General features: G+C 54.4%; 18 protein-coding genes. 15 read left to right on the top strand and 3 right to left on the bottom strand.

All coding sequences use genetic code 11. The annotated features are described in order from the left end of the window. Positions 1 to 49: 49 nt before the first annotated feature. Positions 50 to 916 carry a DMT family transporter gene (locus tag K3757_RS03010; protein WP_259999239.1) on the top strand — a complete coding sequence of 289 codons (867 nt, stop codon included), beginning with the start codon at positions 50 to 52 and terminating at the stop codon, positions 914 to 916. Here the strand turns inward: K3757_RS03010 and K3757_RS03015 are convergent. Together K3757_RS03015 and K3757_RS03020 are read right to left on the bottom strand one after the other, a co-directional pair. Further along, a complete protein-coding gene (locus tag K3757_RS03015) occupies positions 905 to 1,714 on the bottom strand; it encodes a putative rhamnosyl transferase (RefSeq protein WP_259999241.1) in 810 nt (269 codons plus the stop codon). The two genes, K3757_RS03010 and K3757_RS03015, sit on opposite strands and share 12 nt — an antisense overlap. A 1-nt stretch (position 1,715) precedes the next feature. Next, positions 1,716 to 2,528 (bottom strand): putative rhamnosyl transferase, encoded by an 813-nt coding sequence (locus K3757_RS03020; protein WP_259999243.1) that lies wholly within the window; start codon positions 2,526 to 2,528, stop codon positions 1,716 to 1,718. A 347-nt stretch (positions 2,529 to 2,875) separates the two neighbouring features. Here K3757_RS03020 and rpsL point away from each other — a divergent pair, with 347 nt between their 5' ends. From rpsL to tuf, 5 genes are all read left to right on the top strand, one after another. Beyond that, complete coding sequence (rpsL, locus tag K3757_RS03025) at positions 2,876 to 3,247, top strand: 30S ribosomal protein S12 (RefSeq protein ID WP_025063456.1); 372 nt, start codon at positions 2,876 to 2,878, stop codon at positions 3,245 to 3,247. 93 nt (positions 3,248 to 3,340) lie between these two features. Then, the gene (gene rpsG / locus K3757_RS03030; protein WP_259999245.1) at positions 3,341 to 3,811 is read left to right on the top strand and encodes a 30S ribosomal protein S7; all 471 of its coding nucleotides are present in this window, start codon (positions 3,341 to 3,343) and stop codon (positions 3,809 to 3,811) included. A 78-nt stretch (positions 3,812 to 3,889) separates the two neighbouring features. After that, a complete protein-coding gene (gene fusA, locus K3757_RS03035; protein ID WP_259999247.1) occupies positions 3,890 to 6,016 on the top strand; it encodes an elongation factor G in 2,127 nt (708 codons plus the stop codon). Further along, positions 6,016 to 6,498 (top strand): hypothetical protein, encoded by a 483-nt coding sequence (locus K3757_RS03040; RefSeq protein WP_259999249.1) that lies wholly within the window; start codon positions 6,016 to 6,018, stop codon positions 6,496 to 6,498. The genes fusA and K3757_RS03040 overlap by 1 nt, the downstream gene beginning before the upstream one ends. 87 nt (positions 6,499 to 6,585) lie before the next feature. Further along, complete coding sequence (gene tuf / locus K3757_RS03045; protein ID WP_259999211.1) at positions 6,586 to 7,761, top strand: elongation factor Tu; 1,176 nt, start codon at positions 6,586 to 6,588, stop codon at positions 7,759 to 7,761. Between the two features lie 294 nt (positions 7,762 to 8,055). On the opposite strand, the gene K3757_RS03050 is transcribed toward tuf, so the two are convergent. Beyond that, on the bottom strand, positions 8,056 to 9,093 hold the full coding sequence (locus K3757_RS03050) for a fatty acid desaturase (protein WP_259999251.1): 1,038 nt from the start codon (positions 9,091 to 9,093) through the stop codon (positions 8,056 to 8,058). A 441-nt stretch (positions 9,094 to 9,534) separates the two neighbouring features. Between K3757_RS03050 and rpsJ the strand changes: the two genes are divergently transcribed. From rpsJ to rpsS, 9 genes are all read left to right on the top strand, one after another. After that, the gene (rpsJ, locus tag K3757_RS03055; RefSeq protein ID WP_025063450.1) at positions 9,535 to 9,852 is read left to right on the top strand and encodes a 30S ribosomal protein S10; all 318 of its coding nucleotides are present in this window, start codon (positions 9,535 to 9,537) and stop codon (positions 9,850 to 9,852) included. Between the two features lie 18 nt (positions 9,853 to 9,870). Then, complete coding sequence (rplC, locus tag K3757_RS03060; RefSeq protein WP_259999255.1) at positions 9,871 to 10,719, top strand: 50S ribosomal protein L3; 849 nt, start codon at positions 9,871 to 9,873, stop codon at positions 10,717 to 10,719. Next, positions 10,716 to 11,333, top strand: coding sequence for a 50S ribosomal protein L4 (gene rplD, locus K3757_RS03065; protein WP_259999257.1), 618 nt, complete (start codon positions 10,716 to 10,718; stop codon positions 11,331 to 11,333). The genes rplC and rplD overlap by 4 nt, the downstream gene beginning before the upstream one ends. Beyond that, on the top strand, positions 11,330 to 11,626 hold the full coding sequence (locus tag K3757_RS03070; protein ID WP_259999259.1) for a 50S ribosomal protein L23: 297 nt from the start codon (positions 11,330 to 11,332) through the stop codon (positions 11,624 to 11,626). The genes rplD and K3757_RS03070 overlap by 4 nt, the downstream gene beginning before the upstream one ends. 307 nt (positions 11,627 to 11,933) lie before the next feature. Beyond that, positions 11,934 to 12,140, top strand: a complete 207-nt coding sequence (locus tag K3757_RS03075; RefSeq protein WP_259999261.1) for a cold-shock protein — start codon at positions 11,934 to 11,936, stop codon at positions 12,138 to 12,140. Between the two features lie 313 nt (positions 12,141 to 12,453). Then, positions 12,454 to 13,062: a hypothetical protein gene (locus tag K3757_RS03080; protein WP_259999263.1), complete on the top strand. Its 609-nt coding sequence runs from the start codon at positions 12,454 to 12,456 to the stop codon at positions 13,060 to 13,062. A gap of 306 nt (positions 13,063 to 13,368) precedes the next feature. Then, positions 13,369 to 14,355 (top strand): DUF1206 domain-containing protein, encoded by a 987-nt coding sequence (locus tag K3757_RS03085; RefSeq protein ID WP_259999265.1) that lies wholly within the window; start codon positions 13,369 to 13,371, stop codon positions 14,353 to 14,355. A 253-nt stretch (positions 14,356 to 14,608) separates the two neighbouring features. After that, positions 14,609 to 15,451: a 50S ribosomal protein L2 gene (rplB, locus tag K3757_RS03090; protein ID WP_259999267.1), complete on the top strand. Its 843-nt coding sequence runs from the start codon at positions 14,609 to 14,611 to the stop codon at positions 15,449 to 15,451. A gap of 3 nt (positions 15,452 to 15,454) precedes the next feature. Next, positions 15,455 to 15,733, top strand: a complete 279-nt coding sequence (rpsS, locus tag K3757_RS03095) for a 30S ribosomal protein S19 (protein WP_259999269.1) — start codon at positions 15,455 to 15,457, stop codon at positions 15,731 to 15,733. Positions 15,734 to 15,735 lie beyond the last annotated feature (2 nt).

Raw genomic sequence — 15,735 nt, forward strand, 5'->3', positions numbered from 1 at the left:
CTAGGGATGACATTCGCCCAGAGTTGCGTTCAGGTTCTAGGAAAGTCTGATGTCCCCAAATACTGCCGGTGCTTTGCTGATGATGGCCTCCATGGCCTCCTTCGTGCTGAATGATACATTTTTGAAAACCACAAATGGCGCCGTGCCTTTGTTCCAGCTGATTTTTCTCCGTGGAATTTTGGCTACTGTGCTTATTTTTCTTCTGGCCCGTTCGCTGGGTACATTGAGATTACAGATTTCGGGACGGGACAAAGCGTTGATTGCTCTTCGCGGTTTGGCCGAAGTCATCACCGCATACTTCTTTCTGACGGCGTTGTTCAAAATGCCGATCGGGAACCTTAACGCGATCATGCAGGTGGTCCCGTTAACCGTCACATTGGGAACGGCCCTGTTTTACCGAGAGGCGGTTGGCTGGAGGCGCATGCTCGCCATCGTGATCGGACTGGGCGGCGTTATGCTGATTGTTCGACCTGGCGCGGAAGGATTTAACATCTGGTCACTCTACGCAGTTGCCGCTGTGATTGGTGTGACTGTCCGCGATCTGATCACTCGCAGGCTTTCTTCGGAAGTCTCGGGGATGAGCGTCACATTAGGCACCACATTGGCGGTAATGATTGCGGCAGGAGCCGCATCGGCAACGCAGGAATGGGCCGCGATATCTGCTTCGTCAGCACTGTGCATCTGCGCATCGGCAATCTTTGTTTTGCTGGGATACTTTTCCAGCATACAGGCAATGCGCACCGGAGATGTCTCATTCATCGCGCCCTTCCGCTACACTGGTCTGGTTGGCGCGATGCTGATCGGTTTCTTCGTGTTTGACGAGGTGCCGCGCGGGCTCACTCTGCTGGGGGCAGCCATTGTCATGGCTACGGGCATCTTCACGTTTTACCGAGAGCGTAAACTATCACGGGCGTGAAAAAATCTGCTTCACGTAATCGTTGTCGATGCCGAATGTCCTGTAGATATGTGCCGACTGTTCTGCAGTCATAGGCTGATAGTCAAAGACGTTCTTGTTGCCCTGCAAACGGCTGTCGTTATAGTCGTTGTGTCCCCGCATCATCATGTCTTCGCCCGTGAAGGTCATCGTCGGGATTGTTTTCCACAGGTTCTGATGCCCATGGCTCATGATGGTGTCGTCGTTGCCGGCTTGCACGATCATTCCCAGAGCTATCGCAGAATAGGGATAGTTATATGGCCATAGCTTTACCCCGTCAGATCCTGCGGTAAAGACGTAGCCCTGATTGAAATCCACTGCTACCGCACTGTGCCTCGCCGTGATTGCACCAAGGTCTTGCGCTGTTTGTTTGAGCCGCTCGACGAAGGTTAAGGCCATTGCATCATCATCGTCTAAACGAAATTGCAAACAGGGATCGTCTGGTGGACCGCGCCAGTCATTTATCGCCTTTGCCATGATTTTGCGATGCGGTCGTGGCGGATATTGACGGATTTCACATTGCCGGATGTCGGCCGTCAGTTCGCGCAAGCGTTTGAGATACTTTTCCGGAAACCATTTTCCGGTGACGATCAGAAATGTGAAATCGGGGTCAGTCTGCGCAGCGACACAGGGCAAGGTGATCGCTTCGAACAGTCGAAACCGTTCTTCCATCCGCGCTTCCCCGTAAAGGAACGCAGCCAGCGCTTTCGGATCTTCCGCGCCCACCTTGAACCCCCCTTTGCCGTGATAGGAAAACCGGCAAATTCCGATCGTGCGCATGTTAGCTGCCTCCGAACACGCGCTGGACATGATCAATATCGATGGCAAAGCGATCGCGGTACATTTCGGCTTGCTCGAAGGTGGCGGGCTTCACTGGCACAGCCTTTACCTGCTTTTGGCGGCTGTCGTTTGAGCCGTTGTGACTGCGCACAAACATTGGGGGATCAGCATAGCTGACCACTGGCATAAACCGAGCAATTTTTTCATGTGCGAAATTCATGATGGTCAGGGGCGAATTGCCACGTATCTGCATGCCCATCGCAGCTGGGTAAAGTTGCCGGAAGATATCAGTTGAAGCGATCCCCTTGGAGCCAAACTCGGCAACGTGTCCCTTGTTCCAGTCAAAGTTGACGGCCTTGTGCTTTGCCGTCAGGCTTTTCGCATCATCAGATGCGGCACGGAGGCGTTCGATAAAGTCGACTGCAAAGGCATCGTCGTCGTCATGCCGAAACTGTAGGCAGGGTTCTGAGGGATTCTTGCGCGCTTTGTTCAATATCTCTTTCATCACTTCGCGCTGCGGGCGCGGAGGTTCTTCGACAATCCGAACTTGCGGGATATTGGCGGTGATATCGTTCAGGCGGTCACGGTGTTTCTTGGGTAGCTGATCGCCGATCACCACGATAAGTTCGAAATCCTGATCGGTCTGTGCCTTGATGCAAGGGAGCGCAATCGCTTCCATCAGACGGAAGCGTTCTTCCAGACGGGCGTGATCGTAAAGATACGCGACGCGCTCTTCGATGGTTTCATGTTCGACCTGAAATCCGCCAATGGCAGGATAGGAAAACCGGCAAAGGCCAATTACTTGGAGTGTCACTGCTGTCCTCGTTGGTTTTGAGCAGACTATGCGGGGGCAGGGGGGGCTTTGGCAAGGGGGCGCCCCTGTTGACAGCATAGCCGACTCCCCGTATACGCGCGCTATCTAGCAACTGGGGGTCGCCCCTGCTGCGCATATCATATTGCATGTGGTCAAGATCCAGGCCGCCTTAATTGGCCCGATCCTCTGAAAGCATAGCCGCCTCGCTTACCTCGGTACGGAAGCGTTGCGGCCATATTGCTTTGGATCATCTGCTCCAGACCGCCGCATGGACGCATGTAGCACTATTCACCGCACGGGGGTCCGCCCAAGTGCAAACACGACAGCAACACGGGGATAAAACCGGAATGCCAACGATTCAGCAGCTGATCCGCAAACCGCGCCAGCCAAAACGCAAGTACTCGAAATCCATGCACCTGCAGGAATGCCCGCAAAAGCGCGGCGTCTGCACACGTGTTTACACAACCACTCCTAAGAAGCCGAACTCCGCTATGCGGAAAGTTGCGAAGGTTCGCCTGACCAACGGTTTCGAAGTGATCTCCTACATTCCGGGTGAAAGCCACAACCTTCAGGAGCACTCCGTGGTTCTGATCCGCGGCGGTCGTGTAAAAGACCTTCCAGGTGTGCGTTACCACATTCTGCGCGGTGTTCTCGATACGCAAGGCGTTAAAGACCGTAAGCAGCGCCGCTCCAAGTACGGTGCGAAGCGTCCGAAGTAAGATCGCCTGTGGCCGGGTGGCTGACACCCGGCTGAACCAATCAGACACTATGCCGCGCACCGCGCAGCACCCCGCCAAGAGGAAGACAACAAGATGTCACGCCGCCACGCCGCTGAAAAACGCGAAGTACTGCCAGACGCCAAATACGGCGATCTTATCCTGACCAAATTCATGAACAACCTGATGATCGACGGCAAAAAGTCGGTTGCAGAACGTATCGTGTATAACGCATTCGACCGTGTCGAAGCGAAAATCAAACGCGCGCCAGTGGAAGTGTTCCACGAAGCGCTCGAAAACATCCAGCCTTCGGTCGAAGTTCGTTCGCGCCGTGTTGGTGGTGCGACCTATCAGGTTCCTGTTGAGGTGCGTCCAGAGCGCCGTCAGGCACTTGCAATCCGCTGGTTGATCAAAGCTGCACGTTCACGCAACGAGAACACAATGGAAGAGCGCCTTGCAGGCGAGCTTCTGGATGCTGTTCAGTCGCGCGGTACAGCCGTCAAAAAGCGTGAAGACACGCACAAGATGGCCGATGCGAACAAAGCATTCAGCCACTACCGCTGGTAATATACCTTCAAGATCGGAGCCCGGGCACGCTGGGCTCCTGACCCTTTTCAAAGCAAAACCTCTGAGGACGCTTTACAAATGGCACGCGATTATCCGCTTTCACGCTACCGCAACTTCGGCATCATGGCCCACATCGACGCCGGTAAAACCACCTGTTCCGAGCGCATCCTGTATTATACAGGCAAATCCCACAACATCGGTGAGGTGCACGATGGTGCGGCCACGATGGACTGGATGGAGCAGGAACAAGAGCGCGGCATCACTATTACGTCTGCTGCGACGACAACTTTCTGGCAGCGCCAGGAAGAGCCTACAGCCGATGCGACTTCGGACACCAAGTTCCGCATGAACATCATCGACACGCCCGGCCACGTTGACTTCACCATTGAAGTTGAGCGTTCGCTTGCCGTTCTCGATGGCGCGGTTGCTGTTCTGGATGCCAACGCGGGTGTTGAGCCACAGACAGAAACTGTCTGGCGTCAGGCTGACCGTTATAAAGTTCCACGTATTGTTTTCGTTAACAAAATGGACAAAATCGGCGCGGACTTCTTTAACTGCGTTAAGATGATCAAAGACCGCACAGGTGCGATCCCTGCACCTATCCAGATTCCAATTGGTGCAGAAACTGAGCTTGAAGGCATGGTTGACCTCGTAACCATGGAAGAGTGGGTTTGGGAAGGCGAAGATCTGGGCGCAAGCTGGGTCAAAAAGCCAATCCGTGACAGCCTGAAAGCGACAGCCGACGAATGGCGTGCTCACCTCATCGAGACTGCGGTCGAGATGGATGATGAAGCCATGGAAAACTACCTGATGGACGGCGCAGAGCCTGATGAAGCAACGCTGCGCTCGTTGATCCGTAAGGGTACACTGGCCATCAAATTCATTCCTGTTCTGTGTGGTTCCGCGTTCAAGAACAAAGGCGTTCAGCCTCTGCTCAACGCTGTTATCGACTATCTGCCCAGCCCGCTGGACGTTGTTGATTACATGGGCTTCAAACCAGGTGATGAAACAGAAACACGTAGCATCCCGCGCCGTGCGGATGATGACATGGCGTTCTCTGGCCTTGCATTCAAAATCATGAACGACCCCTTCGTTGGCTCGCTGACGTTTACACGCATCTACTCTGGTGTTCTGAACAAGGGCGACACGCTCTTGAACTCCACCAAAGGTAAAAAAGAACGCGTTGGCCGCATGATGATGATGCACTCCATCGAGCGTGAAGAAATCACCGAAGCATTCGCGGGCGACATTATCGCGCTGGCAGGTCTGAAAGACACCACAACCGGTGACACGCTTTGCGCCGTCAACGATCCAGTGGTTCTCGAAACGATGACCTTCCCTGATCCGGTTATTGAAATCGCGGTTGAGCCTAAAACAAAGGCCGACCAAGAGAAGATGTCTGCCGGTCTGGCACGTCTTGCTGCCGAGGATCCATCCTTCCGCGTGGAAACTGACATTGAGTCCGGTCAGACCATCATGAAGGGCATGGGCGAACTTCACCTCGACATTCTGGTGGATCGTCTTAAGCGTGAATTCAAAGTTGAAGCCAACATCGGTGCGCCTCAGGTGGCATACCGTGAGACTGTCAGCCGCGAAGCAGAGATCGTTTACACGCACAAGAAACAGTCGGGTGGTTCAGGCCAGTTCGCCGAAGTGAAAATGATCATCACGCCAACAGAGCCAGGCGAAGGTTACTCCTTCGAAAGCCGCGTTGTGGGTGGTTCGGTGCCAAAGGAATATATCCCAGGCGTCGAAAAGGGTATCAAATCCGTCATGGACTCCGGTCCGCTTGCGGGCTTCCCTGTGATCGACTTCAAAGTGGCGTTGATCGAAGGTAAGTACCACGATGTTGACTCCAGTGTTCTGGCATTTGAAATCGCGGCCCGTATGGGTATGCGCGAAGGCATGAAAAAAGCCGGTGCGAAGATGCTCGAGCCAATCATGAAAGTCGAAGTGATTACTCCGGAAGAATATACCGGCGGTATCATCGGCGATCTGACATCCCGTCGTGGTCAGGTGCAGGGTCAGGACACTCGCGGTAACGCGATTGCCATCGACGCGTTCGTGCCGCTGGCCAACATGTTCGGATACATCAACACTCTGCGGTCGATGTCTTCGGGTCGTGCCAACTTTACCATGCAGTTCGACCACTACGAGGGCGTACCGCAGAACATCTCTGACGAGATTCAGGCAAAGTTTGCTTGATGATCAATCGTCGCGAGATCATCGCGTTGGGTGGGGCAGCGTCCTTCGCTGCCCTTTCCGCGTGTTCGAGCGGCACGCCGTCCTCACGTGGGGGCGCGTTGCTTGATCAAGTGACGATTCGGAGTTTTCGCGTTGATGCAACGGGAGCGGGCAACGTGATCGGCGACCATGTCGAAACACTCGGTATCGAGAGGGTGGCCGCTGAACTCGCATCTTATCTGAACGCTAATCTTGCAGGTATGGGCCAGGGGTCTCGATCTCTTGATCTCACTGTGCGGGTGGAATTTGCTTCGGTGGCGCGGACCGTTCTTGGCGAAAGTCATTTGCGGACCACGGTCAGCGCCTCGGACGGATCCGGCATCCTGATCGGTCGTCTGCGCGGCGAAACTGCCGGTCCAAGACAACAAGGCGCCGAGGCTGAGCTTCGCAATCTTGTCGCTGGCTACACTGCGCAGATGAGGCAGCTTCTCTTGCGGAGCTAATGAACACCAGTGTCAGAGGTCCGATCGAGTATCCGTCGGGCCGCTGGCAGGCTAAAACTATCAAATGACCACAAAGGAGCCAACACCATGGCAAAGGCAAAGTTTGAACGTAACAAACCACACGTCAACATCGGCACAATCGGCCACGTTGACCACGGCAAGACCACACTGACAGCTGCGATCACGAAGTACTTCGGTGATTTCAAAGCGTACGACCAGATTGACGGCGCGCCAGAAGAAAAAGCGCGTGGTATCACAATCTCCACAGCGCACGTTGAGTACGAGACAGAGGCACGCCACTACGCGCACGTCGACTGCCCCGGCCACGCTGACTATGTGAAGAACATGATCACCGGTGCTGCCCAGATGGACGGCGCGATCCTGGTTGTGAACGCGGCCGACGGCCCAATGCCGCAGACGCGTGAGCACATCCTGCTCGGCCGTCAGGTTGGCATCCCGTACATGGTTGTTTACATGAACAAAGTTGACCAGGTAGACGACGAAGAGCTGCTGGAACTGGTTGAAATGGAAATCCGTGAGCTGCTGTCCTCTTATGAGTACCCTGGCGACGATATCCCGATCATCCCTGGCTCCGCACTGGCAGCTATGGAAGGCCGTGACCCAGAGATCGGCGAAGAGTCCATCAAGAAGCTGATGGCCGCTGTTGACGAATACATCCCGACACCAGCACGTGCTGTAGACCAGCCGTTCCTGATGCCAGTGGAAGACGTATTCTCGATCTCCGGTCGTGGTACAGTTGTGACAGGCCGTGTTGAGCGTGGCGTGATCAACGTTGGCGACGAAATCGAAATCGTTGGTATCCGCGACACCAAGAAGACGACCTGCACAGGCGTTGAAATGTTCCGCAAGCTGCTGGACCGTGGTGAAGCTGGCGACAACATTGGCGCCCTGCTGCGCGGTGTTGACCGTGAAGGCGTTGAGCGTGGTCAGGTTCTTTGTAAGCCAGGTTCCGTTAACCCACACACGAAGTTCACAGCCGAAGCGTACATTCTGACCAAAGAAGAGGGTGGCCGTCATACGCCATTCTTCGCGAACTACCGTCCACAGTTCTACTTCCGTACAACGGACGTGACCGGTACCGTTCAGCTGCCAGAAGGCACAGAAATGGTGATGCCGGGTGACAACCTTCAGTTCGACGTTGAGCTGATCGCCCCGATCGCGATGGAAGACGGTCTGCGCTTTGCGATCCGCGAAGGCGGCCGCACAGTCGGCGCCGGCGTGGTTTCCAAAATCACTGAATAATCATAATGCGCGGGCGTAAGCCCGTGCATATCTTCCCCTAAGGGGACATGATTGCTGAATAAAGAATAAGGCCGCTCCTTACCGGAGCGGCCTTATTCTGTTTGGTTAATGAGGGCAGTGGGGCATTTCAATTGTGTGGAATATAATTGGCTGCGGAGGGATTGCAGTAAGTGCAATAGTTTTGGGGTTGATGCGGCCACACTTGGTCTTTGCGAGTGACCACCTTGGACATAAAAAAACACCTATCGAGGACGTCCCGATAGGTGCAAATGTCTCAGTACGTGTGTGGTGGCCTTAGGCCATTGCCGCTCCTTGCTTCACTTCAGCAAACGACAGCAGCCTTTTGGAGCTTTCATCCCAGAGGTGTAGGCGTGCGTTGGCAAAGCTTTCACGTATTGTCATTCGGTTGATCTCTGCGAGACCGGCATGGTCCTTCAGGACTTCTGGCAACCTGTAGAACGGGATACGGCTATAGAGATGGTGAATGTGGTGGATGCCAATGTTTGCGCTTAACCATTGCAGAACGGAAGGCAGGACATAGTGAGAGCTGCCTTGCAGGGCGGCGTCATGCAGATCCCAGTCCTGGTCGTCTTCCCAATGGGTCGTTTCAAACTGGTGCTGCACATAAAAGAGCCAGACACCGGCCGTGGCGGCCAGCAGGGTGGACGGCACGAAAATCAACAGGATCGGCATCAGTCCGCCAAAATACCAGATCACCAAGAGGGCAACGATAATCGCTGCATTGGTGCACATTGCGCTGATCCAGTATTTTGCATGGGCCATCAAGCCGAGCGGCAGCCGGTTCTGCAAGAAAAACAAGTAGCCTGGTCCGACGCCGAACAAGACAATGGGATGCCGATATAGACGGTATCGGAACTGTCTGTAGCGCGAGAGGCTTTGGTATTCTGCGACAGTGAGAGTGTCGATGTCGCCAATACCCCGGCGACCGAGGTTGCCCGCCGAGCTGTGGTGAATCGAGTGTGCGCGACGCCAGACATCATAGGGCGTAAGGGTCAAAACCCCCAGTACCCGTCCGACCCAGTCACTCAACGCGCGGTCCTTGAAGAATGAACTATGGCCGCAATCATGCTGGATGGCGAACAATCGCAGCAAGAAGGCAGCATTGCACAATGAGATCGCTAGGGTCAGCCATGCGCTGATTGAAAGGGACCACCATGCGAGAGCCCAAAGAGCGACGAAGGGACCAAGTGTGACAGCCAGTTCATACAGGCTGCGGGATGTTTTCGGCTCGCGGTAATTTGCGAGTACTTTTACCCACTCCCTCGCGTGCTTTGGAGCGGGGGTGATTTCAGTGCTTGAGTGTTGGATCATATGCCTGCTTCTTATCTTCTTTGGCAACTTGATAGACCAATGTGCTCATTGAACAACTTATAAAGACACGAGGATCATTAAGATTTCTCGAATAAGGCATTTATTCTGGTGTTTTCGCCCCGATTTGGCGGTCACGTGGCGTTTTGCCGCGCTGGCATACGAATATGTCAGTCTCAATAACCATGTGTTCGAGTCGTACCGTGAGCTGTATCAGGCACTCAATATAAGTAATCTTGATGGGTGGTCGTGGGTCTTCTTATCCCAATGATGGCTGAGCTCAAATCCCCTCTTGCCACGTGTGCTGATTCCCCCTATAGCCGCCTCAACCACCGGGGTGCGTGTATTCGCGCCCCGTGTGCGTTGTCAAAAAGGCGCGAAGAGGCGAGGCGATGAGCGTTTCCCCTCCAATCCGTTTCCATCCCAGATAAAGGGATTTGCATTATGGCTGCTAGCCAAAACATCCGCATCCGCCTTAAGGCGTTTGATTATCGGGTGCTTGATGCTTCCACTCAGGAAATCGTCAACACCGCCAAGCGCACAGGCGCTTCCGTTCGCGGCCCAATTCCGCTGCCGAACAAGATTGAAAAATTCACCGTTCTTCGTGGCCCCCACGTTGACAAGAAGTCCCGTGACCAGTTCGAAATCCGCACGCACAAGCGCCTGCTGGATATCGTTGATCCGACTCCCCAGACTGTGGACGCGCTGATGAAGCTCGACCTTGCTGCTGGTGTGGATGTCGAGATCAAGCTGCAATCATAAACGTAGGAGGGTAATATCATGTTGCGCTCAGGCGTTATTGCAAAAAAAGTCGGTATGACCCGGCTGTTCATGGAAGACGGCAAGCAGATTCCTGTGACCGTTCTTCAGCTCGACAACCTTCAGGTTATCGCGCAGCGCACAATCGAGAAGGACGGCTATCTTGCTGTTCAGCTTGGCGCTGGCACAGCGAAGGTTAAGCGGACATCTCAAGCGATGCGCGGCCACTTTGCCGCTGCAAAGGTAGAGCCAAAGCGTAAGGTTGCGGAATTCCGCATCGACGCGGAAGCAATGCTGCCCGTCGGCGAAGAGATCATCGCGGATCACTATTTCGCAGGTCAGTACGTTGACGTTGCCGGTACATCCATTGGTAAAGGTTTTGCCGGTGCGATGAAGCGTCACAACTTTGGCGGTCTGCGTGCGACACACGGTGTTTCCGTGTCTCACCGTTCACACGGCTCTACAGGTCAGTGTCAGGATCCAGGCAAAGTTTTCAAAGGTAAGAAAATGGCTGGTCACATGGGCGCTGCTCGCGTGACGACCCAGAACCTTGAGGTTGTCAAAACCGATACCGCTCGTGGTCTGATCATGGTCAAAGGCGCGGTTCCGGGCTCCAAGGGTGGTTGGGTCACAGTTAAAGATGCTGTGAAAAAGCCTTTCCCTGACAGCGCGATCGTTCCTGCCGCTCTGGCCTCCGCCGCACGTGAAGCTGCGAAAGCAGCCGAAGAAGCCGCAGCAGCCGCAGCAGCCGAAGCAGAAGCAGCAGCAGCAGAAGCCGCAGCAGCCGAGCAGGCCGCAATGGAAGCCGCAGAAAGCGCTGATGCAGCAGCACCAGAAGCCGATGCAGATAAGAAAGAAGGTGACGCATGAAACTCGATGTCATCAAACTCGACGGCGGCAAAGCCGGATCGATCGACCTGGACGAGGCACTGTTCGGCCTTGAGCCACGCGCCGACATCCTGCACCGTGTCGTGCGCTGGCAGCGTAACAACGCGCAGGCTGGTACACACAAGGTCAAGACTCGTCGCGAAGTCAGCTACTCCACCAAGAAGATCTATCGCCAGAAGGGCACCGGCGGCGCACGCCACGGCGCACGTTCTGCACCGATCTTCCGCGGGGGCGGTATCTACAAGGGTCCAACTCCTCGTAGCCACGGCCACGAGCTGACAAAGAAGTTCCGCAAGCTCGGTCTGCGTCACGCACTGTCCGCAAAGGCGAAAGCCGGCGCGCTGGTGATCATCGACGATGCAATGTCTGATGGTAAAACTTCCGCACTGGCCAAACAGGTGAAATCCCTGGGTTGGAAGCGGGCGTTGATCATTGACGGCGCAACCGTAAATGAGAACTTCCTGCAAGCCGCACGCAACATTGAAGGTCTGGATATCCTGCCAACAATGGGCGCAAACGTATATGATATCCTGAAGCGTGATACACTTGTCATCACAAAAGCAGGACTCGAAGCACTGGAGGCCCGTTTGAAATGAGCGCGAAACCAGAACACTACGACGTGATCCGCAAGCCGATCATCACTGAAAAAGCGACAATGGCGTCAGAAGCCAATGCCGTGGTTTTCGAAGTGGCGATGGACAGCAACAAGCCGATGATCAAAGAAGCTGTTGAAGCTCTCTTTGGCGTTAAGGTGAAGGCCGTGAACACGTCCATCACCAAAGGCAAAGTAAAGCGCTTCCGCGGTCAGTTGGGCACACGTAAAGACGTGAAAAAAGCCTATGTGACACTCGAAGAAGGTAACACCATCGACGTGTCGACCGGCCTGTAAGGTCCGCTTAAGCTGAAATTGAGAAAGCCCTGCTGGAAACAGCGGGGCTTTTTCCGTTCGTGTGGCAGTCAACCGAAGGTATTGCTGCAGGTGCCGTGGGCCTTTTCGGCTGTAAAGCGCCATATACGCTCTTAACGGAGAGGGCTGTGATAAACTGCTTGCTATTATGCTGGCAAAGGCGCATCTGAGGCAGGCAACGTTACACTGTCTATCGCTACTACTGCTCCTTACGGCTCAGTCTTACGATCTTTATTTGACTTAGCCGACCTGCCGCATTCCGCGGGCAGAACATACAAGGAATACACTGATGGCCAATGGCACAGTAAAATGGTTCAACTCCACTAAAGGTTTTGGTTTTATCGCTCCCGATGGTGGTGCCAAGGACGTTTTCGTTCACATCTCCGCTGTTGAGCAAGCAGGCCTCACAGGCCTGAACGATGACCAGAAAGTCACGTTCGACATCGAAGCCGGCCGTGATGGTCGTGAATCTGCGACAAACCTCGCACTGGCATAAGCCGCCTGCCTCTTTTGGAGGCGAATGCTTGAAGAATTTGACGGGCGTATCCAGATGGATGCGCCCGTTTTTGTTTCCGTGGACTATTTTTGCTTGGGGTTAAGCTGAGCTTCAGGGCTTTTTCCGAGAGTCTTTGACCAAGCGGTAGTGAAGCGCGCCTTGCATTACACAGCAATTCGGACCCGTATGTCAGTTTGTGTCCAAATTGTCGCAGTCGTACCGTTACGGCGCTGGAAAGGTTGATGAAATCCATGTGTGCTTCTTAGAGTAGCTTTTGCATATTGTTGCCATATTTGAAGTAAGGAGCCCCTGAATGGTGCTCAGCCCCGTTTTTATTGATGTTTTGCGCGCTGCGCATTTGGTACTTTTCGCTGCAGGGATGGGGACGGCTCTGTTTCATGACTACCGCACCTGTCGTGATTTACACGCCCCGATCAAAACCTCCGATATCCGCTCCATTGAGCAGCTACATCGGTGGATTGTCTGCGCTTTTGCCGGTCTGTGGGGCACCGGCCTTATTCTGATATACATCCGGACCGGTTTTGACCTTTCCACATTCTCGCCGAAGCTCTGGGTCAAGGTTTCACTTATGGCGTTGATGACAGTGAATGCATTGATGATTGCCATGTTTGTGTTGCCAGTCCTGCGCAGGAATGTTGGCCGCCCCATGTTAGATTTGGCACCGCGCGATATGGTTGTCGCGTCACAGCTTGCGATCATTTCGATGTTCTGCTGGAGCTCCGGTATGGTCCTCGGGTCAAGTGCGTATCTCAAGACAGCCCCATGGGAGGTGTTGATGCCTCTCGCCGTTGGCTGGTTCGTGTTGTGTACAATCGGCGGTCAGGTGGGGATGATGGTACTGCGCACCCGCGTTTTGGCAGTGGTCGAATGTCCAGATCGGCGTTCTCTTGATCGGGGGTAGGGGGGATACTCACCTGCGATGTTCCGGCGAATGCCAGAGTGCGAAAAAATACACTGATGGCCTAAGTCATGTTGAGATAGTACAACTCCATTAACGGTTTTGGTTCTATCTCTCCCGATAGTGGTGCCAAGGACGTCTTCATTTACATTCCCGCTTTTGTGCGAGCTGGCAAAATCAATGACCCGGAAGGTCACGTTCGACATCGAAGCCGACCGCAACGGTCGTGAAGCTGCGAAAAGCCTCGCACTGATCTAAGCCAGCCGATCCCACATAGGTTAGGGTTGATAAATTCCAAAGGGCGTAGTCTTGGGGCTGCGCCTTTTTTTGTGGATGCGCCGCAGATCTTGGGATGGAACGAACTGCGATGGGGCGCGTTTGCTTTACGTCCAGAACATTCAGGAAGGCGCGCAGATGGCAATTGGCGAAGTACGACCAAGCGACGACATTTCGGTGCGTGAGAATATTCTTTCCAAAATCGACCCGGAGAACTTTGCGTGGACGATGCCATTCATGCGTGCGGGCTATGCGGGCCGTGGTCTGGTTTATCTTGTCGTTGCTGGATTTTCACTCTGGTCCGTCTGGCAAGGCAGCGAAGCCAAAGGCGCGCAAGACACCATGCGATCGCTGGACAGTTGGGTCGGATTGGCGGCAGTGTCGCTGATCGCGGCAGGTATGTTCGCCTATGCAATATGGCGATGCATAGACAGCTTCTGGGATCTTGAGGCTCATGGAAATTCTGCGAAAGGTATATTTGCACGAATAGCAATGATCGTGACGGGCTTGTTGCATGGCGGTATTGGCGTATTGGCGCTTGCGGCGTTAAGTGGCCGGAGTTCGGGTGGGCAGGGGCAAACTATGCTCTCGTCCATGATGCAGACCAATGCCGGACCATGGCTCATCGGTACTGCTGGCCTTATCACCGTCGGTGCCGGCGGATATTATGTCTACAAAGGCATATCGCAAAGCTATCGGGACAACCTTGAGGCAAACCATTTTACGGCCAACTGGAACCCGTTGCTTCGTGCCGGGCTGATCGCTCAAGGTGTAGCTATTGCTATCATCGGTGCACTCATTGCCTATGCTGCCATCACAGTGGATGCATCTCAGGCAGGTGGCCTCGGCTCGGCATTCGACTGGCTGCACCAGCAAGCCTATGGCAGGTTCGTTGTGGCGGCATTGTGCCTTGGCCTCTTGTGCTTCTCGCTCTTCTGCTTTGTAAACGCAGTATTCAGGATCGTTCCTAAGGCTGAAGGCGGTTCTGTTGAGAACTTGACCGCCTACTTCAAGAAGTAGTTTGCCTGCATTGCGTTGAGCCATGGGCCGCTCCAGCACGGTCTTCGGAGGCAATTGGCGGCAACCCGACATTGCTGTCTTGACCCCATCCCCCATCCCCCCTATCAGACCACATCGGCATAGCCCCAGATTCGTCTGGGGCTTCGTCTTTGTGCATGGGTCAAACCCTGTGCGCGCTACTTTGGGACCTTCGGGGCCCTCTAACCACAGCGGACCTACGGGGCCGCATGCAAGCAAACGGAAGACAGAGAACATGGCACTCAAGTCGTACAAACCGACGACGCCAGGCCAGCGTGGGCTGGTACTGATCGACCGTTCGGAGCTTTGGAAAGGTCGCCCAGTTAAAGCCCTCACAGAGGGTCTTAGCAAGCACGGCGGACGGAACAACACCGGACGGATCACAATGCGTCGTAAGGGTGGTGGTGCAAAGCGCCTCTACCGCATCGTTGATTTCAAGCGCAACAAGCTGGACGTAACAGCTACGGTCATGCGCATTGAATATGACCCGAACCGGACCGCGTTTATCGCACTGGTTAAATATGAAGACGGTGAGCAGGCATATATCCTTGCTCCACAGCGTATCGCCATTGGTGATCAGGTCGTGGCATCCGCCAAGGCTGACATCAAGCCAGGCAACGCCATGCCATTCTCCGGCATGCCAATCGGTACCATCATCCACAACATCGAGATGAAGCCAGGCAAAGGCGGCCAGATCGCCCGTGCTGCAGGCACCTACGCCCAGTTCGTTGGTCGTGACGGTGGCTACGCTCAGATCCGTCTGAGCTCTGGTGAACTTCGTCTTGTGCGTCAGGAATGCATGGCCACCGTTGGTGCTGTGTCCAACCCCGACAACTCAAACCAGAACTACGGTAAAGCTGGCCGCATGCGTCACAAGGGCATCCGCCCGTCTGTGCGTGGTGTGGTTATGAACCCGATCGACCACCCTCACGGTGGTGGTGAAGGCCGTACATCCGGTGGTCGTCACCCGGTTACCCCATGGGGCAAACCAACCAAGGGTGCCAAGACACGTAACAAGAACAAAGCGTCTAGCAAGCTGATTATCCGCTCGCGTCACGCCAAGAAGAAGGGGCGTTAATAGATGTCTCGTTCAGTATGGAAAGGTCCTTTTGTTGACTCTTATGTCCTCAAAAAGGCCGAAGCCTCCCGCGAAAGCGGTCGTAACGAAGTGATCAAGATCTGGTCGCGCCGTTCCACGATCCTGCCGCAGTTTGTTGGTCTGACGTTCGGCGTCTATAACGGTCACAAGCACATCCCAGTAAACATCAGCGAAGAGATGATTGGTCAGAAGTTTGGTGAGTTTTCACCAACACGGACCTATTATGGTCACGCAGCTGATAAAAAAGCGAAGCGGAAATAAGC

Origin of the sequence: Sulfitobacter sp. S223 (assembly GCF_025143825.1) — a bacterium.
Taxonomy (GTDB): domain Bacteria; phylum Pseudomonadota; class Alphaproteobacteria; order Rhodobacterales; family Rhodobacteraceae; genus Sulfitobacter.

What these genes read in the sequence shown, in the direction of transcription:
- K3757_RS03010 (WP_259999239.1), top strand. Translation starts at nt 50, where the DNA reads ATGTCCCCAAATACTGCCGGTGCTTTGCTGATGATGGCCTCCATGGCC.
- K3757_RS03015 (WP_259999241.1), bottom strand. Translation starts at nt 1,714, where the DNA reads ATGCGCACGATCGGAATTTGCCGGTTTTCCTATCACGGCAAAGGGGGG.
- rpsL (WP_025063456.1), top strand. Translation starts at nt 2,876, where the DNA reads ATGCCAACGATTCAGCAGCTGATCCGCAAACCGCGCCAGCCAAAACGC.
- rpsG (WP_259999245.1), top strand. Translation starts at nt 3,341, where the DNA reads ATGTCACGCCGCCACGCCGCTGAAAAACGCGAAGTACTGCCAGACGCC.
- fusA (WP_259999247.1), top strand. Translation starts at nt 3,890, where the DNA reads ATGGCACGCGATTATCCGCTTTCACGCTACCGCAACTTCGGCATCATG.
- K3757_RS03040 (WP_259999249.1), top strand. Translation starts at nt 6,016, where the DNA reads ATGATCAATCGTCGCGAGATCATCGCGTTGGGTGGGGCAGCGTCCTTC.
- tuf (WP_259999211.1), top strand. Translation starts at nt 6,586, where the DNA reads ATGGCAAAGGCAAAGTTTGAACGTAACAAACCACACGTCAACATCGGC.
- K3757_RS03050 (WP_259999251.1), bottom strand. Translation starts at nt 9,093, where the DNA reads ATGATCCAACACTCAAGCACTGAAATCACCCCCGCTCCAAAGCACGCG.
- rpsJ (WP_025063450.1), top strand. Translation starts at nt 9,535, where the DNA reads ATGGCTGCTAGCCAAAACATCCGCATCCGCCTTAAGGCGTTTGATTAT.
- rplC (WP_259999255.1), top strand. Translation starts at nt 9,871, where the DNA reads ATGTTGCGCTCAGGCGTTATTGCAAAAAAAGTCGGTATGACCCGGCTG.
- rplD (WP_259999257.1), top strand. Translation starts at nt 10,716, where the DNA reads ATGAAACTCGATGTCATCAAACTCGACGGCGGCAAAGCCGGATCGATC.
- K3757_RS03070 (WP_259999259.1), top strand. Translation starts at nt 11,330, where the DNA reads ATGAGCGCGAAACCAGAACACTACGACGTGATCCGCAAGCCGATCATC.
- K3757_RS03075 (WP_259999261.1), top strand. Translation starts at nt 11,934, where the DNA reads ATGGCCAATGGCACAGTAAAATGGTTCAACTCCACTAAAGGTTTTGGT.
- K3757_RS03080 (WP_259999263.1), top strand. Translation starts at nt 12,454, where the DNA reads ATGGTGCTCAGCCCCGTTTTTATTGATGTTTTGCGCGCTGCGCATTTG.
- rplB (WP_259999267.1), top strand. Translation starts at nt 14,609, where the DNA reads ATGGCACTCAAGTCGTACAAACCGACGACGCCAGGCCAGCGTGGGCTG.
- rpsS (WP_259999269.1), top strand. Translation starts at nt 15,455, where the DNA reads ATGTCTCGTTCAGTATGGAAAGGTCCTTTTGTTGACTCTTATGTCCTC.